The organism is Streptomyces marianii (assembly GCF_005795905.1).
Classification (GTDB): domain Bacteria; phylum Actinomycetota; class Actinomycetes; order Streptomycetales; family Streptomycetaceae; genus Streptomyces; species Streptomyces marianii.
The window spans coordinates 5,375,848-5,391,115 of record NZ_VAWE01000001.1 but is presented as its reverse complement, the minus strand read 5'-3'; the positions used below and the strand labels follow the sequence as shown (position 1 = coordinate 5,391,115).

Genomic DNA, 15,268 nt, shown 5'->3' with positions numbered 1-15,268 from the left:
TCGTGCGCCCCAGGATATGAGCCTGGGGCGCCCTACATTTCTCGCCAACAGCCGCCCACTAAACGGTTCTTGGCAGCTATCGTGGTACGGAAGCTTGCGGTCACAACCTGGTAGGGGGAAACCGTGGCGCTGAAGCCCGAGCCGACCGCGCCGTTCCACTCGGTGCAGTACGCACTGCGCGTCCTGGAGACGATCTCCAGGCACAGCGGCGGTGTGACCGATGTCCAGATCGCGCGCGAGACCGGACTGCCGACCGGCCATCTCACGTCCCTGCTGCTGATGCTCCGCCGCGAGGGCTACGTGGAGCAGGTCACGGACGGGGCGTATGTGATCGGCGACTCCCTGGTCCTGCTGGGATCCGGCGTCACCCGACGGGAGGCCCTGGAGCGCAAGCTCCAGGAGACGCTGACCGAACTGCGCGACTCGGTCGGCGCGGCGGTCTACATCAGCCGGTACATCGACGGCGAGGTCAAGATCACCCAGTTCGCCGACGGACCCCGCACCCCCAAGGTCAACGAGTGGGTCGACTTCCGCTCGGCGGCGCACGCCAGCGCCGTCGGCAAGTGCCTGCTGACCCAGCTCGACCAGAACGGCCGCCGCGACCATCTCGCACGGCACAAGATCGCCCGGCTCACCTCCCGGACGATCACCAACGAGAAGATCCTCTTCTCCAAGCTGGACGCCCAGCCGCCCACGGTCCCCGTGCTGGACCTCCAGGAGTACGCGGTGGGCACGGTCTGCGCGGCGGTGCCGCTGACGGCCGGCTCCTCCGTCGGCTGCCTGGCGCTCTCGCTCCCGATCGAGCACGCCCACCGGCTGCGCGCCGCGGCCGACACCCTGAACCGCCGGGCGGCTCCGGTGGTGCTGTCACTGGCCCTGTGACCGGCCGGGCCCGCGAGACCACCGAGGCCCCGTGCCGTGACGCCGACCACCCGGCGGCCTGTGCCCGGCGGTCGGAAGCACCCCTGCGGAGCGGGTAGTATTACTTCTGTCGTCAGCCGCCGAGAGCGGCGAGGACGGCAGCCCGCGCCGCTAGCTCAGTTGGTTAGAGCAGCTGACTCTTAATCAGCGGGTCCGGGGTTCGAGTCCCTGGCGGCGCACAACCTCACGAGAGGCCCTCGCAGTCGCGAGGGCCTCTCGCGTTTTCCCGGCGCCCCGGCTCCCTCCGCCGCGGGAGCCGCAGGGAGCCGTCGCGGCACAGCCGCCCGACCGCCGCGGGCCGGTCCGGTGGGACGGCCCGCGCCCGGGATCCGCTCCACCGTTTCCGGCTGCGGACGCGGTCGGTCCCCCCGTCCTCGCGGGCAGGACGGCAAGCTCCGGCGGTGATATGCGTCACGTTCGCCTGCCTCGACGCATCCCACAGCGCCCGGCGGCCGGTGCGGGCGGGGCCGGGGCCGGGGCCGGATTCCACCGGCCCGACCGAGGTCTCCGCACCCGGACCGGGGCTCGTCGGCCAGGGCCGGATCCCGTCGGCCCGGACCGGCGTCTCATCCGCCATCCGGCACCCGCCCGGCGCGACCGGACCCACCACCGGACCGCTGCGCGGCCGGCCGCCGGCCGTGAGCCACGGGGCCCGGCCCGCCGCCGACCGCACCGGGAAACCCGTCCGCCGGAACGGCGAACGGGCTCACCGGCCCAAGAGCCAGGTCCTGCCCTGCCGTTCGTAGGCGCGGCACAGCCGGGCGGCGTCGGCCGCCGTCAACGGGCGGTAGACGTCCGTGCCGGGCTCCCGCCACCAGACGGGGTCCCGGCCCCGGAGGAACCCCTCCCGGCGCAGGGCGACACGGTGGATCTTGTTGGTGGCGGTGACCGGGAGGCGCGGGACGACACGGACGAAGCGGGGCGGCATCTTCGTCCCCAGATCGGGCTGGGCGGCGAGGAAGCCGGTGAACGCCGCGGGATCGAAGGACTCACCGTCGCGGAGGACCAGGGCGCACATCACCTGGTCGCCGGCGACCGGATCGGGTACGGCGTAGACCGCGACGCCCGCGGCGGGTTCCCAGCGGGCGAGGATGCTCTCGATGAGCGCGGCGGCGAGGTTCTCGCTGTCGACGCGCAGGCGGTCGTCGCCGCGGCCGGCGAAGTACAGGAAGCCCTCGGCGTCGCGGTAGAAGAGGTCACCGCTCCAGTACCAGCCTCCCCGCAGCCGTTCCGCCTCCGCCTCGGCGTTGCGCCAGTAGCCCTCGAAGGGGCTGCGGCCGCGGTTGACCAGTTCGCCTATCGCCCGGTCGCCGTTCAGCAGCTCGCCCGCGGGGGAGAAGCGGGCCGGCTCGCACTCCTCGCCGCTGGACGGGTCGACCACGGCGAGGTCGTCCCCGGGGGCGGCCCTGCCGATCGCTCCGCGCGGAGTGCCGGAGGTGCGCTGGACGGCCGCACCGCCCTCGGAGGAGCCGTAGCCCTCGACGAGCCGTACGCCGAACCGGGCCTCGAAGCGCTCCGCGTCGACCGCCCCCGCCTCGGTGCCGAAGCCGAGCCGCAGCGAGTGGTCACGGTCGTCCTCGCGCTCGGGGGTGGCGAGCAGGTACTGCACGGCCCGGCCCACGTAGGTGAAGTACGTGGCTCCGTAGGACCGTACGTCGGAGAGGAAGCACGACGCGGAGAAGCGGCGCCGCAGTGCCACCGTCGCGCCGGCCACCAGTGCGGGCGCCCAGTCGGCGATCACCGCGTTGCCGTGGAACATCGGCATGCAGACGTAGTGGACGTCGTCCCGGCCCATCCCGAACTGCGAGACGAGGGCGGCCCCGGCGGCGGCGAGCCGTCCCTGACTGCAGATCGCGGCCTTGGGCGGGCCCGTCGAGCCGGAGGTGAAGTACAGCAGCAGCCGGCTGCCGGGCCGCACGGTGCGGCCCGGCAGGGGGGCGACGTCGGCGGGTCCGGCACCCTCGCAGGGGGCGAGGAGCGCGGCGTAGGCGGCGTCGTCGGTCACCAGCACCCGCACGCCCGGCAGTTCGAGACCGTCGAGCAGGGGAAGGTGCGCGCGCTCGGTGACCAGCACCCGGCAGTCGGTGTGCAGGATGTCGCGGGCCAGTTCCGCACCCCGGCGCGTCGGGTTGATGCCGGCGACGGCGGCCCCGGTGAGGGCCGCCGCACCGATCCACAGCGGAAACTCGTGCGTGTTGTCGAGCAGGACCCCGAGGTGCGGCTCGGCTCCCCGGGGCAGCAGCTCCGTGAGCAGTGCGGCCCGCGCGGCGGCGCCGGAGGCGACCTGGTGGTGGCTGAGCACGAGGTCCTCGTGGACCAGCCCCACCCGGTGGTCGCCCCACTGGCGCCGTACCAGCTCCGCGACGGTCGTACCGCTCCCCGTGACGCCCATGGCGCGCACGGTAACTGACATAACGTCAGAACTGAACGTCCGAGCAGGCGTAGAACGCGTTCGGGGTGTCGGCGATGGTCCACACCGCCAGGACCAGATGGCGGCCCGACTTCGACGGCAGTGTGCCCGAGTGACTGAGCGTCCCCGGGGGGCGCTGGCCGTTGTACGGGATGGTCAGGAAGGGCTGCGGATCGAGCGCGGCCCTGGTGAGCGGCTGGCCGGGGTTCCAGCCGTTCCTGGTGATGTAGTACGTGAAGTCGGTCGTGGCGTGCATGGCGGTGAACTGCCACCGGAAGGTGTAGTTCTGCCCCGACGAGACACGGGTGGTGGGCCAGGTACCGCCGCGCGGGTCGTCGAGCTGCGCGAAGCGGCTGTTGCCGCCGGCGCAGATCCTCCCGTCCGCCGGACCCGCGCCGGGGAAGCCCTTGGGCCCCTCGACGCTCTGGGGCTCCCACCGGATCTCGCCGCAGTTGCCCACGGTGCCGTTGGCACAGAGCTTCTGACGGCTGATCGGAGAGTCGGTGTAGCCGTGGCTGCCGGCGCTCCCGGTGGAGAGCAGGGTCGCCCCCGCCACCGTGAGTCCGACGACGGCCGCGCCTATTCGCTTTCGCATGCTGTCGCTCCTGGAGAACGTGGGGGAGTCCTGTGAGCCGTGCCGTGCAGCTGCGCTTGTGCGGTGTGCGTGCGGATTCCGGTCTAGACCAAGTCCCAGATTATTGGCGAATTTTGAACATGTCCAGACCAATCACGGGGTCTCGGCACCGCCCGTCCTCGCCGTGCAGAACGCCACGGTGAGGTCGCGGACGAGGGCCTTGCGCTCGTAGTCGTCGAACTCCACCAGCCCGCGCATCGTGAGCCGTTGCACCGTGTCGTCCACCGCGTCGACCACCGAGCTCAGCACGGTGTCGCGACGCTCGGCCTCCAGAGCGGCGACCCGGCGACGGCGCATCGCCGCGGCAACCTCGGGCGCGTACTCGATACGCGTCGGCTGCGCCGAGAAGACGTCGATCCCGATGGGGGCGCACTCCGCCGCGAGCGTCTTCGTCAGGGCGTCGCCGACGGCCTCGGCGTTGCGGAGCGTCGGACGCAGTTCGAACGCGGGACCGCCGGCGGCGGCCGGCGCCGAGGCGTCGGCCGCGATCTGGGACAGCACCCGTGCCAGTGCCGCCTCCACCTGCTCCCTCAGGTACGACTCGTGGTTCGCGACCCCGAGCACGGCCCGGGCCGTGTCCCGGACCCGCCACACGACGAGGACGACGGCCTCGAGCGCGGTGCCTTCGGCGTCGACCGACGGCATGGGGTCGCTGCGCCAGTGCCGCAGCCGTACGTCCACCCGGCGGCGGAGCAGCAGCGGGCTCACCCACATGAGACCGCTGCGGCGGACACTGCCGCGGTACTCCCCGTACAGCGTCAGCACCCAGGCGTGGCCGACCCGGCCCCGCGCGAGCCCGCCGAGCGAGAACAGCGCGACGGTCAGGGACACGGCGAGCACGCCCCAGTGCACGAACCCGAGACCGCCATAGGGCCGTTCGCCCAAACCGAAGAGCGTCGTCACCTCGGGCGGGAAGGCTCCCGCCCAGTGCAGCACGGCCGCGCAGGCGACGAGGGAGACGGCCCCGGCGAGCAGAGCCGCCCAGCCGGGCAGCACCGGGCCGGGCCGCTCGACCAGCCGGGGGTCCGGCGGTGGTGCGGGCCGTCGGGCGGCCTGGCCGGCGCCCGGTGTGGACCGTCGTCCGGTGGCGGACGCCACCGGGGGCATGGCGATGGTGTCGGGGCCGCTGTCGCCGTCGTCGTCCTTGGCCGGCCCGTTCACGCCGAAGGCGCTCCTGCGGTCCTTGAGCTGTGCGCGGGCGTCCGGCCCCTTGTGGACGGACGTCCCGTTGAGCGGGCGGGTGGCGTCGGCACCGGTGGCCGGCTCCGTCCGCAGCTCCGCGGCCGTCCTCCCCGCCGCGCCCCGGGTGGTCGCTCCGGCGGACGCGACCGCGTCCCGGTAGAGCAGGTGGACGGGGATGGCGCCGGTCGTGTCGGTGCCGATGACGACCGTCCGGCGACCGCCGGCGCCGCTGAACTGCCGCTCGCCGCGTTCGGTCGCGGGCGCGGTCTCGCGCGCACCGCCGGACTTCGTCCCGCCCGCCTCGGCCGGGGCGCCCGGGTGGGAACGGGCGTCGGTGGCGTCGTTCGCAGTGCCGCCGGGCGCGGGCGGGAAGGCGGTTGCGGAACCCGCCGCGGACCCGCCGCCCGAAGGGGGCTCCTGGGCGGGGGCGGGCAGTCCGGCCTCCGCGGGCCCGCCGCCGCGCCCGGGGGTGCCGTGCACGTCCGGAGTGCCGGACACGGCGGGGGCGTTGTGCACGTCCGGAGCGCCGTGCACGTCCCGAGCACCCGACACAACGGGAGCCCTGTACCCATCCGAAGCACCATGCACATCCCGAGCACCCGACACAACGGGAGCCCTGTACCCATCCGAAGCACCATGCACGTCCGGGGTGCCGGGCGGTGCGGGTGTGCCGTCGAACGCCGTCGGCGCCTCCGGGCCGGACGTGGTCTCGGTCGCGGGCCCGCCGTAGGCCGTGCTGCCCGCGACGGGGAGACCGGCGCTGTGGACGGCGACCGACGCGGAGGTCAGTCGGCCGAGCTGGAGGGACGGACCCGGAGGGTCCTCGGAGTAGGGGGTCGTCGGGGTCACCGCGGTCGCCTCCTCGCGGGGTCGGTGCACATCGGAGTTATGGATCATGAGAAAAGCCGCCGCCAGGTCTCGGGGCCGGGGTAGCCGTCGGCCGCCGCCCCGTGCCAGCCCTGCGCGCGCTGGAAGGCCTCGACGCTGCGACGGTCCGCGTCGCCCCAGCGAGGGCCGGGGCGGGTGGAGTAGTGCCTGCCGAAGCCCCGCTTCGCCAACTGCCGGCGGAGAGTGTCCAGATGCCTTCCGGAGCCGCCGGGGCGGAAGTGTCCGTGACCCGGGAAGCCCGGCGCGGAAGCGGCGGCTCCGGGCGCCGGCTTCCGGGATCCGGCCGGAGTCGCCGTCGCGACGCCCGGCCGGCGGGGCGCGGCCGCGGCGGACGGTGGCCTGCGGGCTCCGGCAGGGGCGGATCGGACGACGGAACCGCGCCGGACCGGAGCGGCCGCGGCACGGCCGCCGGACACAGTCCCGGTCACCGGGGCCGCCGCGGGCGAGGGCGCCGCCTTCCGGGCCCCCGCGGAAGCGGATCCCGCCGCCGTGGACGCCGACGCGGCGGGGGCCTGCGCGGCGGACGACGGCGCCTGTTCCAGACCGGTCGAGGTCGGAGCCGCTGCCGGCGCGGGTGCCCCCGTCACCGAACCCGCCTCCCGCCCGGGCCCGTTCGGCGCGTCCGCGCCGGGCGCCGCCTTCCTTCCCGTGCCGTTCACCAGCAGGCGCCAGGTGTCCGGCCCCGGCACCCCGTCCGCCTCCGCACCCCTCCAGCCCTGGGCGTACTGGAACGCCTGGGTGGCACGCCGGTGCGCCTCCCCCCAGCGCGCCCCCGGACCGGCGGTGCCGTTGCCTGCGAAGCCCTGCTCCGCCAGCAGCCCCGCGAGCCGGGTGACGTACGCGTTGCCCGCGCCGGGCGCGAAGACCCCCACACCGGGGAACTCGATCCCCCCGATCATCTCGCCCGCGGTGCCCACGCCCTTCAGCGCTCTGTAGCGGTAGGCCACGTACTGGTCGGAGTTGCTCCAGTAGGCCAGTGGCGTGGTCTGTCTGCGGGTGTTCGGCCTGGCCTGCTCGTACGCGATGTACTTCGTGCGCGCGCTGTCCGCCCAACCGCCGAAGATCGTGACGTGGGAGCCCTTGGACGGATTGCTCAGGTTGTGGAAGAGCAGGATGTCGCCGGGCTGCAGGTCCTCGCGCTCGATGCGCGTGCCGAACTGGGCCAGGCTGCCCGTCCATTCGTTGCCCGGGAGGTGCCAGGCCATGGAGACGTAGCCGGAGCAGTCCTGCCGGTAGCCGTCCACCCAGTACCTGCTCATGGAGTACGGGACCTTGGCGTTCACCCAGCGCTTCGCCCGGCTCATGATGTCGGCACGAGCCATCTTGCGCAGACCGGCCGTCCCGGCGGGGCCGGCGGTCGGGCCGCCGTGCAGCGGTTCCTGGCCACCCTGCGGGGTCTCCGGGTCGGGGCGGGGGGCACGCCCGGGCCCGGCGGGGCCCCCCGCCCGGACACGATCGCCACGGGAGGGGTCCGTGGCGGCGGGGCCCACCGGGGCGCGGTCCGTTCCGGCGCGCTCCGTCCGCGCCCGGGCCGGGGCGGGGGCCCGGTCGCGTCCCGGCAGGTCGTGCCCCAGTCCGGCGCGCCCGGGCCCTGCGGGGTGCGCACCGGCCGCCCGTTCCCCGACCGGTCGCCGTGGCGGAGCCACCACGTCCGCCTCGACGACGGGCGCCCCGGACCACGCGGTCCGAGGTGCCGCCGCCTCCGGCTCGGACACCGGGGGGCGCCCCGCTCCGGGAGCGGCCAGGGCCCCCGCGCTCCCGCCGCTCAGTACCGCTCCCGCCGCGGTGACCAGTACGAGAGCACGGCGGGCGCCGTGCGCGGCCGGGTGGCCGCCGGCACGCACCGGCAGGGCACGGGCCCGTTCCCGCCGCTGCCGGGCGCAGCCGGGGCAGACGCAGTCGCCGGCCGGCTCGTACTCCTCGAACACCGGAACGGTCATCCCTTACCCCTCCAGATCCACCACGCTCTTCCATCACGACAAATGGCATTTTGACGGAACAAAGCGAAAAAACGACCATCCGACAGGCCGGAACGCGCAAGGAAATGGTCAGGAGCACCCCGGGGGTCCGGTAGAGTTCTCCGGGTCAGCAGGCGCCGCTAGCTCAGTTGGTTAGAGCAGCTGACTCTTAATCAGCGGGTCCGGGGTTCGAGTCCCTGGCGGCGCACAAGCGATCAGTTCGCTGACCTGGGCGTCCTCGGCCTCCGAGGGCGCCCTTTCATATGCGGGCGAAGCCCGCCGGGAGCCGGGCGGCCGTCCCCGCGAGATCCCCCGGACGGCGGGCGGCGAGGGAAGGACGCACCGCCTGCCGCATAAACTCGGACTCACCCGTACGCGTCACTCCGTCCCACGGCAGGAAGAATCCCCCGCGTGGCCAACGCACTGCAGGAATTGGTGAAGATCCGGCTGGAGCAGCAGGGCTGGTCCTACGGCGACGTGGCCCGGCGCGGCGGCATTCCGCGTTCCACCGTGCACCACCTGGCCACCGCCGAACGCGTCACCCGTATGCCGCAGCAGGCCACGCTCGAGGGCCTGGCCAGAGGACTGGAACTGCCCCTGGACTCCGTCCGCAGGGCCGCGGCCGAAGCCTGCGGAATCCACCTGTACTTCGAGGAGACCCCCGGCACACCCGCCGACCCCGAGGTCGCCACCCTCATCGCCAGCGTCCAGCAGCTCTCCCCGGCCGACCGCCGGCACGTCACCGCACTCGTCGAATCCCTCCTGCGCAACACCGGCACAGACACCGGCACACGCACAGGCACCCCCACGGGCCACGACACCGACCCCCACCCCGGCACGAACCCCCACCCCGACACCGACTGAACCGGGCCCCGGCGACAACCGTCCCCACCGCAGGGCTCAGCGCTCGCTCAGCGTTCGCAGCCAGCCGATCACCGCGTTCACCGTGTGGAAGTCGAGTTCGGCGATCCGGGCGACGGCACGGGTGTCGGTCAGCCGCACGGGGACGCATGCCGCGTCCAGGGCGCAGTGCAGCATCACCTGGTGGGCCTGGGTCGCCGGCAGGTCCTCCCCCACCCGCAGATGAGGGCGCAAATACGTGGAGATGGGCAGCGGCGGAGTCGGGAACGACGGGTATTCCATGCTCATGGTCGGATCGCTCTCTCGTTCAGGCCGGAAACCCCTTCGGAGTCGGCCGGGTACGGCGCCGTTCGCCGGCGGAGAGACCCTGGAGGCCGGCGCGGCGCATCAGGAGCTGCACCGTGCCGTGACTGACCACGATGCCGTGGCGCGAGGTCAGTTCGTCGTGGATGCGCCGGTATCCATAGGTCCCGTGCGAAGCGGCATGGATGGCGGAGATGACTTCGGTGAGCCAGGAGTGGCGGACGGAACGTGCGGAGGGAGGACGGGAACGCCAGGTGAAGTACCCGGACTCGGTCACCCCCAGAACGCTCGTGGCGATCCGCACGGGCAAGCCCTCGTGAGCCATCACGCGTACTGCCTCGAATCGCCTTTTGGGGACATCGTGTCCCGCAGCAGTTCGGTCGCACGCCGGAGGACGGCGACCTCGGTCTCCAGTTCCGTGATGCGCCTGCGCGCGGCCGTGAGTTCCGTCCCTGCGTCGGGGAAGTACCGCTGGTGCCGCAGTTGCGGCAGGTATCTGCGCCGCCACTGGTAGAGCGTCCGCTCACTGAGGCCGAGGTCGACCGCGACCTTCTTCACGGGCTCGCCCATGGCCAGCAGGTCGAGGGCCTGACGACGCACCTCGGGTGGGTAACTCATTGGATGGTGGTCCTCCGGAGGACTGGAGACACGTCCACCTGCCGGCCCGGGGAGGGTTCCCCGAGCCGGGAGGCGGGTGGGTTCGGTGTGGAGCGGCGGGCTGACCCCGCCCGCCGCGGCGCTGGGGCGTGTTGCGCAAGTCCCTCCTGGCCCGCGACGCCTGGCACGCACGCACGCCCGCTGCGTCGTCGGAGTCATCCGAGTACGTCCGGTACGAGGATGATCCGCCGCCTTGCGATCTTCCCCTCGGCCCGGAGGGCCCGGGGGGAGACTCCACCCCCTCGGCCGGAGGGTCGAGGGGGGAGACCCCACCCCCTCGGCCGGAGGGTCGAGGGAGGAGACCCCACCCCCTCGGCCGGAGGGTCGGGGGAGACTCCATGCACCAGACGCCGCAGGCCCCGCCCTGCGGGCGGACGGAGCTACTTGCGCAACACGCCCTAGTCGATGTGGCGCCGCATCGTGACGGTGGGCCGGAAGCTCTGCAGCGGGTTGACGGCCTCGCCGCGGGGTGCGGACGCCACCGCGCCCCTGAGCAGGTTCACGACCTCGGCGGCCAGGGAGTCGGCGCGGCTCCTGACGGTGGCGATCGGCTCGCGGCTGCGCTCCAGTTCGCCCAGTCGCCTTTCGAGCCGGGCGAGTTCGTTCCTGACCGGGCGGCTCAACGTGAACGAGTACGGGGTGGAGACGATGAACTGGTACGCGCCCGCGAACGTCTGGCAGCCGTCGCAGTGGTCGTTGACCGCACGACTGGTGTTCGCGGCGTTGAGGCGTGTGATCGTTCCGGTGACGGTGACGACCTGGAAGGACAGGGCGACCGAGCGGCACGGGTTGTCGAGCGTGCAGCCCGCGGAACGGGCGACCGCCCTGTTGCGCGCGCCGACGCCGAGGCGCGTTCCTAGCTCGTGGACCGCGAACTCGTCGTCGTAGTCGAAGCGGTGCCCGGGTCCGGCGTTCGCGTGGGCTTCGTCCACCGCGATGCCGACATAGCGGTTGCCGGCCGACAGGGACGATGCCCCGGCCGGGCTCGCCGTGGCAAAGCCGGCCGCACAGGCGGCGACGAGCATGCCGAACCGTGCGGCTCTGCGGCCACCGTGGCCGGTGCGTGGTTTTCGGTGCGTCATCGGTTGCTCCTTTGCGGATGTTCGAGGAATCGGCAGTGGCGATCGGGGCCGGAGAGGCCGAAGGTGCGGTCGGGCCTACGGCTCCTCCGTCGCGCTCTGCGACGCCGAGGGGGTCACCGAGGGTGAAGGGGATCCGGACGGCGTGGTGCTCGGCGTCGGCGAGGCGCTGGGGTCGGCCGAAGGCGACGCCGAGGTAGGGCTCAGACTCGGCGTCGGGCTCGACGGCACTGGTGTCGGCACGTTCGCGACGGGGCTCGCGGACGGGGAGCCGCTCGTGGTGGCGCTCGGGCCGACGGGGCGGGCACCGGAACTCGCCGTGGGCGCGGGGGCCTCGGGCGGTGGGCCGGTGAGGAGGGTCGGGTCCGGGGTGGCGGGGGTGGGCCGCTCCGCGACGGGGACCGCAGCCGTCGGGCGGACCGTCGGGACACCGGGCTGGAGGATGGGGGCGATGGGCGGCTGCCGCGGCAGCGGCTCCGGGGTCATACCGGTCAGCCACGCCGCGCAGAGCGCGCCCGATCCCACCAGTACGCCGCCCCAGACGGCCACCCGCAGCCGGGTGTTGCCCTCCGTGGCCCGGGCGATGCCCCTCACGAGCCGCCCCACCAGCCGTACGGCGAGGTAGGTCGCACCGGCCAGGGGGCAGATGAGCATGAAGCTTCCGACGACCCCGACGAGGCCGGCGGAGATCTGGCCGTCGGCGAAGGCCGACCAGGTCCCCGCCACCTGTTCCGCCAGTGAGCGCAGGCTCGTGGTGAGCAGGCGGGGGAGGTTCCACAGGACGTAGCCGAGCTCGGCGACGATCAGCGGCACCATGGTCGCGACCCATGCGGTGACCATGATCCTCGCCGGCCGCTTCAGCCCGGCCACCTCCGGGGACGGCGAACGTCCCGGCAGCACGGACCGCAGGATGGGCTTGATCTTCCCGAAGAGGTCGGGGATTCCCGCGAGGTCCCCGAGAATGTAGTAGCCGTCCAGCCGGACCACCGGCAGCAGCTGCTCCAGGATCTCGAAGTGGACGAGGTAGATCGCGGCGAGGAAGAGGGGCTGGCCCGTGAGGAGGTACGCCAGGGCGAGCCCCAGCACGAAGACCACGTTGAAGTAGATCCCGCCCAGGTCGGTCCGGATCCGGCCGGCCCGCCCGATGCGGTAGACGTCGGTGACTTCGGTGTACATCGAGGGCCAGATCAGGAAGAGGCCGCAGCCGATGCTCCCGGGGCGCGCACCGCCGTATCTGCACGCCGAAGCGTGGCCGAACTCGTGGAAGACCAGCGATGCCACGATCAGTGCGAAGACGGCGAGCATCAGGACGGGCTGCTCCAGCACCTGCAGCACCGGCGCGATCGCTCCGTGGACGGCGAACAGCCAGATGTCCACGCAGAGCGCCGCGGACAGCACCAGGACCACGACCGGTGGACGGTGCAGCCAGGCGAGCGCCGCGGCGATACGGGCCACCTGCCGCTCACTGAAGACCACCCGATGACCCTTGAGGACCAGGAGGAGGTCGGTGGTGGGGCCGGCGACCTGGTCGCCCTCCTGCCCGAAGGGGACGGTGATGCCGAGCGGTTGGAGTTTCTGCTCGATGAGGTACTCGATGTTGTCGGCGCTCACCTCCCGTCCGTAGCGCCCACTGACCCGGTGCGAGACGGTCTCGGTGTCGCGTACGCCGTCGATGGCTTCGGCCACCAGGTAGAGCAATCGGGAGAGCTGGACCACCTGCCCGTCCCCTCGGCGGACCAGGTACTTGCGCTCCGTGAAGCCGGATCCCTGGTACTCGCCGAGGAACTGGAGTCCCGCACCCAGGCGCGGAACGGGAAACAGGGTCTCCGTGTATTCGTACGGGTGAGCCACGTCGCCCGTTTTGCAGGCGGCCGCCCCCACGGGACCGGGGTGGACCTTCTGGCTTTCGGTCACCGTCCTGCTCTTCCTCCCGGTACGGGCCGCGCCCCCAAGCACGCGGCCCGCACACGACCGGGCTCGTTACTGGCTGATCGAGATGGACTGGGTCGCCTCGGAGGCCGCGACGGCGTCCGGGGAGTCGACGTTGGCGGCGAGCGACTCGTTGTGGGCACTGACGTAGGCGATGCGCTCGCTCACGTTCGTGGTCCTGACGAAGTTGAACCGCAGCCGGCCCAGGGCCTCACGCCCGGGCAGCAGTTCGGCGGCTGCCTCGGCGTTGAGCTGGTCGTTGTTCATGGTGGAAACCCCTCTCGGAAGCGAGCGCCGGCTACTGGCTGACGCTGATGGACTGGGCGGCGGACGAGGCCGCGACGGCGTACGGGGAGTTGATGTTGGTCGCGAGCGACTCGTTGTGGGCACTGACGTAGGCGATGCGCTCGCTCACGTTCGTGGTCCTGACGAAGTTGAACCGCAGCCGGCCCAGGGCCTCACGCCCGGGCAGCAGCTCTGCGGCTGCCTCGGCCTCGAGCTCTTCGACGTTCATGGTGGAAACCCCTTCGGGAAGGAAGCGCCGCTACTGGCGGACGCTGATGGACTGGGAGGCGTCGGAGGCCGCGACGGCGTCCGGCGAGCAGACGTTGGCGGCGAGCGACTCGTTGTGGGCACTGACGTAGGCGATGCGCTCGCTCACGTTCGTGGTCCTGACGAAGTTGAACCGCAGCCGGCCCAGGGCCTCACGCCCGGGCAGCAGCTCTGCGGCTGCCTCGGCGTCCAGTTCTCGCATGCCAAGCATGGGTGGGTCCTTTACGCGAAGGGCATGGGCGAAGTGCGCCCGTTCCCGAACGCGTCCATCCATGCCGGACGATCTGTCTGACGAGATTGGACAGTAGGACTCCGCGGAGCCGCCGACAAGGGACGGGAACATCCCGCCCGCCACGGCGAAGACCGCCCATGCCCACCAAAGCCGCTGGTGGGAAAGGTGACGGGCGAGAGCGGAACGGGCAACCGCCCCCATGAAGCCTCACCCGATCGGCTCAATCCGGCCGAATCCCGGCGACAACCGCAGGGCTCCTGATGGCTATCCTCTCGTGCCTCAAGACGGGTGAACCGCCCGAAACCTCCGCGAGAGGGGTGCACGTGCTTGTCGTCCCCAAGGCGTCCGCGACCGCCGTCGTCCGCGACAGGACGGGAGAGCCGGTGGTGCTGCTGTCCGGTGAACTCCCCTCCGCCCTCACCCCGTCCGGTGTGGACGAGCTGCTCAACCTGGCCGCCGCCGTACTCGGGGCGGAGGAACTGGAACTCTTCCGGCGCTGCCTCGCGGCACTCCGCTGCGGCGAGAGACTCCGGGAAGTCCGTATCGAGGTGAGCGGAGCGGCACTGACCATCTACCGCAGCTGAACAACGGGCAGCGACTGCACGCAACCCGGGGCGGATTTCCGTGCGACGGCGGAGCGTTCCGGCAGCTCCCGATTCCGGCCGAATCGGGCGCAGGAATTCTTCAACCCGGGACCCGGTGCAGCCGAATTGCAATCCCCGCCATTTACCGCCCACACCCAAACCGCAGGCGAAACGCCGTAGTTGAGTCACCCTCGCGAGTGTTCTCGGGCATCGCCGCCATATTTCACGGAATCCTCGCCAAGCAGAGCTCAGACCTGGTTTGCCCGGCTGCCGGACAGAGCCGGCAATGCGCCGAAAAGACCTCTCGACGCGCATGCACGAATGAACCCGGATAAGGATCCGCGTATGGTCCGGAGGGCCACCAGAAATCCCTCGAACCAGGAGAAAAACGGTGAGAACATTCGCACGTGTCTTTGCGACGGCGGTCTTGACCGCGACCGCGGCCGCCATTCCCCTGACGGGCACGGCCACCGCCGCGCCGGCCCATTCACCCGTCGCCGCACAGCAGTTCCGCGGCGTGGACCGCTGCACCGACCTCGGTCAGCGGCACGTCAGGCACCACGTCCGTGACCGCCACCGGAACCGGTGGGACCGCGACTGCCGCCGCCTGTGGGAGCGCCGCCCCGCACACAGGGCGCACCGGTACGACGCCTACGGGCGGTACCGCAACCACGCCGGATACGGCTGGGATTGCGGTCGCCGGTTCTGATTCGGTCTGATGCGCCGCCCTATCCGACGGGCGGTCGGCGTGGGCTCCCGGAGACGGCTCCCGGGAGCCCGCTGCCGTTCGCGGGTCAGGCGCGGTAGATGGTCAGTGCCGCTCCGCTCACCTCGATACGGACTTCCCGGAGTCTCTCGCCGCAGCGGAGTGCCGCGAGGCAGCGCCGGAAGAGTTCCAGTTCCTCCGCCCCGAGTACGGCGGCGGCCAGGTTGAGCAGCTCGTCCACACCGGACGGGGTGAGGGCGGAGGGGAGTTCACCGGACAGCAGCACCACCGGCTCTCCCGTCCTGTCGCGGACGACGGCGGTCGCGAGCGCTCCCGGAACGACAAGCACGTCCACCCCTCTCACGGAGGCTT

The 15,268-nt window shown here is 72.3% G+C and carries 17 protein-coding genes and 2 tRNA genes; 6 read left to right on the top strand and 13 right to left on the bottom strand.

Annotated elements, in window-relative coordinates; translation table 11 throughout:
• Window positions 1-123 precede the first annotated feature (123 nt).
• Both FEF34_RS24355 and FEF34_RS24350 read left to right on the top strand, forming a co-directional pair.
• Window positions 124-882 carry an IclR family transcriptional regulator gene (locus tag FEF34_RS24355; protein ID WP_138055039.1) on the top strand — a complete coding sequence of 253 codons (759 nt, stop codon included), beginning with the start codon at window positions 124-126 and terminating at the stop codon, window positions 880-882.
• Window positions 883-1,026: 144 nt separating this feature from the next.
• Window positions 1,027-1,100 (top strand) — tRNA-Lys (locus FEF34_RS24350).
• A 527-nt stretch (window positions 1,101-1,627) separates the two neighbouring features.
• On the opposite strand, the gene FEF34_RS24345 is transcribed toward FEF34_RS24350, so the two are convergent.
• The 4 genes from FEF34_RS24345 to FEF34_RS43960 all read right to left on the bottom strand — a co-directional run bounded on the left by FEF34_RS24345 (window position 1,628) and on the right by FEF34_RS43960 (window position 7,975).
• The gene (locus tag FEF34_RS24345; RefSeq protein WP_138055038.1) at window positions 1,628-3,313 is read right to left on the bottom strand and encodes an AMP-binding protein; all 1,686 of its coding nucleotides are present in this window, start codon (window positions 3,311-3,313) and stop codon (window positions 1,628-1,630) included.
• A gap of 25 nt (window positions 3,314-3,338) precedes the next feature.
• Window positions 3,339-3,926 carry a lytic polysaccharide monooxygenase auxiliary activity family 9 protein gene (locus tag FEF34_RS24340; RefSeq protein WP_138055037.1) on the bottom strand — a complete coding sequence of 196 codons (588 nt, stop codon included), beginning with the start codon at window positions 3,924-3,926 and terminating at the stop codon, window positions 3,339-3,341.
• Window positions 3,927-4,058: 132 nt separating this feature from the next.
• Window positions 4,059-6,044: an SPFH domain-containing protein gene (locus tag FEF34_RS24335; protein ID WP_138055036.1), complete on the bottom strand. Its 1,986-nt coding sequence runs from the start codon at window positions 6,042-6,044 to the stop codon at window positions 4,059-4,061.
• Window positions 6,041-7,975 (bottom strand): peptidoglycan-binding protein, encoded by a 1,935-nt coding sequence (locus FEF34_RS43960; RefSeq protein ID WP_138055035.1) that lies wholly within the window; start codon window positions 7,973-7,975, stop codon window positions 6,041-6,043. Before FEF34_RS43960 ends, FEF34_RS24335 begins: the two co-directional genes overlap by 4 nt.
• Before the next feature lie 152 nt (window positions 7,976-8,127).
• On the opposite strand from FEF34_RS43960, the gene FEF34_RS24325 reads away from it, so the two are divergent.
• Both FEF34_RS24325 and FEF34_RS24320 read left to right on the top strand, forming a co-directional pair.
• Window positions 8,128-8,201 (top strand) — tRNA-Lys (locus FEF34_RS24325).
• Between the two features lie 203 nt (window positions 8,202-8,404).
• Window positions 8,405-8,857 (top strand): helix-turn-helix domain-containing protein, encoded by a 453-nt coding sequence (locus FEF34_RS24320; RefSeq protein ID WP_138055034.1) that lies wholly within the window; start codon window positions 8,405-8,407, stop codon window positions 8,855-8,857.
• A gap of 36 nt (window positions 8,858-8,893) precedes the next feature.
• Here the strand turns inward: FEF34_RS24320 and FEF34_RS24315 are convergent, their stop codons facing one another.
• The 8 genes from FEF34_RS24315 to FEF34_RS24280 all read right to left on the bottom strand — a co-directional run bounded on the left by FEF34_RS24315 (window position 8,894) and on the right by FEF34_RS24280 (window position 13,576).
• Window positions 8,894-9,142, bottom strand: coding sequence for a hypothetical protein (locus FEF34_RS24315; protein ID WP_138055033.1), 249 nt, complete (start codon window positions 9,140-9,142; stop codon window positions 8,894-8,896).
• 19 nt (window positions 9,143-9,161) lie between these two features.
• The gene (locus FEF34_RS24310) at window positions 9,162-9,482 is read right to left on the bottom strand and encodes an IS3 family transposase (RefSeq protein ID WP_138055032.1); all 321 of its coding nucleotides are present in this window, start codon (window positions 9,480-9,482) and stop codon (window positions 9,162-9,164) included.
• Complete coding sequence (locus FEF34_RS24305; protein WP_234042545.1) at window positions 9,482-9,775, bottom strand: transposase; 294 nt, start codon at window positions 9,773-9,775, stop codon at window positions 9,482-9,484. Before FEF34_RS24305 ends, FEF34_RS24310 begins: the two co-directional genes overlap by 1 nt.
• Before the next feature lie 437 nt (window positions 9,776-10,212).
• Window positions 10,213-10,896, bottom strand: coding sequence for a hypothetical protein (locus FEF34_RS24300; RefSeq protein ID WP_138055031.1), 684 nt, complete (start codon window positions 10,894-10,896; stop codon window positions 10,213-10,215).
• A gap of 75 nt (window positions 10,897-10,971) precedes the next feature.
• The gene (locus FEF34_RS24295) at window positions 10,972-12,807 is read right to left on the bottom strand and encodes a M50 family metallopeptidase (RefSeq protein WP_138055030.1); all 1,836 of its coding nucleotides are present in this window, start codon (window positions 12,805-12,807) and stop codon (window positions 10,972-10,974) included.
• Between the two features lie 66 nt (window positions 12,808-12,873).
• Complete coding sequence (locus FEF34_RS24290) at window positions 12,874-13,089, bottom strand: hypothetical protein (RefSeq protein ID WP_138055029.1); 216 nt, start codon at window positions 13,087-13,089, stop codon at window positions 12,874-12,876.
• Window positions 13,090-13,120: 31 nt separating this feature from the next.
• Entirely contained in the window at window positions 13,121-13,336 is a 216-nt protein-coding gene (locus FEF34_RS24285; protein WP_138055028.1) for a hypothetical protein, read from the bottom strand.
• A 30-nt stretch (window positions 13,337-13,366) separates the two neighbouring features.
• Window positions 13,367-13,576 (bottom strand): hypothetical protein, encoded by a 210-nt coding sequence (locus FEF34_RS24280; RefSeq protein WP_138057696.1) that lies wholly within the window; start codon window positions 13,574-13,576, stop codon window positions 13,367-13,369.
• Window positions 13,577-13,929: 353 nt separating this feature from the next.
• Between FEF34_RS24280 and FEF34_RS24275 the strand changes: the two genes are divergently transcribed.
• Both FEF34_RS24275 and FEF34_RS24270 read left to right on the top strand, forming a co-directional pair.
• Window positions 13,930-14,190, top strand: coding sequence for a hypothetical protein (locus tag FEF34_RS24275; protein WP_138055027.1), 261 nt, complete (start codon window positions 13,930-13,932; stop codon window positions 14,188-14,190).
• Window positions 14,191-14,581: 391 nt separating this feature from the next.
• Window positions 14,582-14,899: a hypothetical protein gene (locus FEF34_RS24270; protein ID WP_138055026.1), complete on the top strand. Its 318-nt coding sequence runs from the start codon at window positions 14,582-14,584 to the stop codon at window positions 14,897-14,899.
• Window positions 14,900-14,984: 85 nt separating this feature from the next.
• Here the strand turns inward: FEF34_RS24270 and FEF34_RS24265 are convergent, their stop codons facing one another.
• On the bottom strand, window positions 14,985-15,245 hold the full coding sequence (locus FEF34_RS24265; RefSeq protein ID WP_138055025.1) for a hypothetical protein: 261 nt from the start codon (window positions 15,243-15,245) through the stop codon (window positions 14,985-14,987).
• Between the last annotated feature and the right edge of the window lie 23 nt (window positions 15,246-15,268).

Coding starts and splice junctions, on each gene's coding strand:
- FEF34_RS24335 (WP_138055036.1), bottom strand. CDS start 6,044: ATGATCCATAACTCCGATGTGCACCGACCCCGCGAGGAGGCGACCGCG.
- FEF34_RS24300 (WP_138055031.1), bottom strand. CDS start 10,896: ATGACGCACCGAAAACCACGCACCGGCCACGGTGGCCGCAGAGCCGCA.
- FEF34_RS24315 (WP_138055033.1), bottom strand. CDS start 9,142: ATGAGCATGGAATACCCGTCGTTCCCGACTCCGCCGCTGCCCATCTCC.
- FEF34_RS24305 (WP_234042545.1), bottom strand. CDS start 9,775: ATGAGTTACCCACCCGAGGTGCGTCGTCAGGCCCTCGACCTGCTGGCC.
- FEF34_RS24340 (WP_138055037.1), bottom strand. CDS start 3,926: ATGCGAAAGCGAATAGGCGCGGCCGTCGTCGGACTCACGGTGGCGGGG.
- FEF34_RS24310 (WP_138055032.1), bottom strand. CDS start 9,482: ATGGCTCACGAGGGCTTGCCCGTGCGGATCGCCACGAGCGTTCTGGGG.
- FEF34_RS43960 (WP_138055035.1), bottom strand. CDS start 7,975: ATGACCGTTCCGGTGTTCGAGGAGTACGAGCCGGCCGGCGACTGCGTC.
- FEF34_RS24285 (WP_138055028.1), bottom strand. CDS start 13,336: ATGAACGTCGAAGAGCTCGAGGCCGAGGCAGCCGCAGAGCTGCTGCCC.
- FEF34_RS24345 (WP_138055038.1), bottom strand. CDS start 3,313: ATGGGCGTCACGGGGAGCGGTACGACCGTCGCGGAGCTGGTACGGCGC.
- FEF34_RS24280 (WP_138057696.1), bottom strand. CDS start 13,576: ATGCGAGAACTGGACGCCGAGGCAGCCGCAGAGCTGCTGCCCGGGCGT.
- FEF34_RS24290 (WP_138055029.1), bottom strand. CDS start 13,089: ATGAACAACGACCAGCTCAACGCCGAGGCAGCCGCCGAACTGCTGCCC.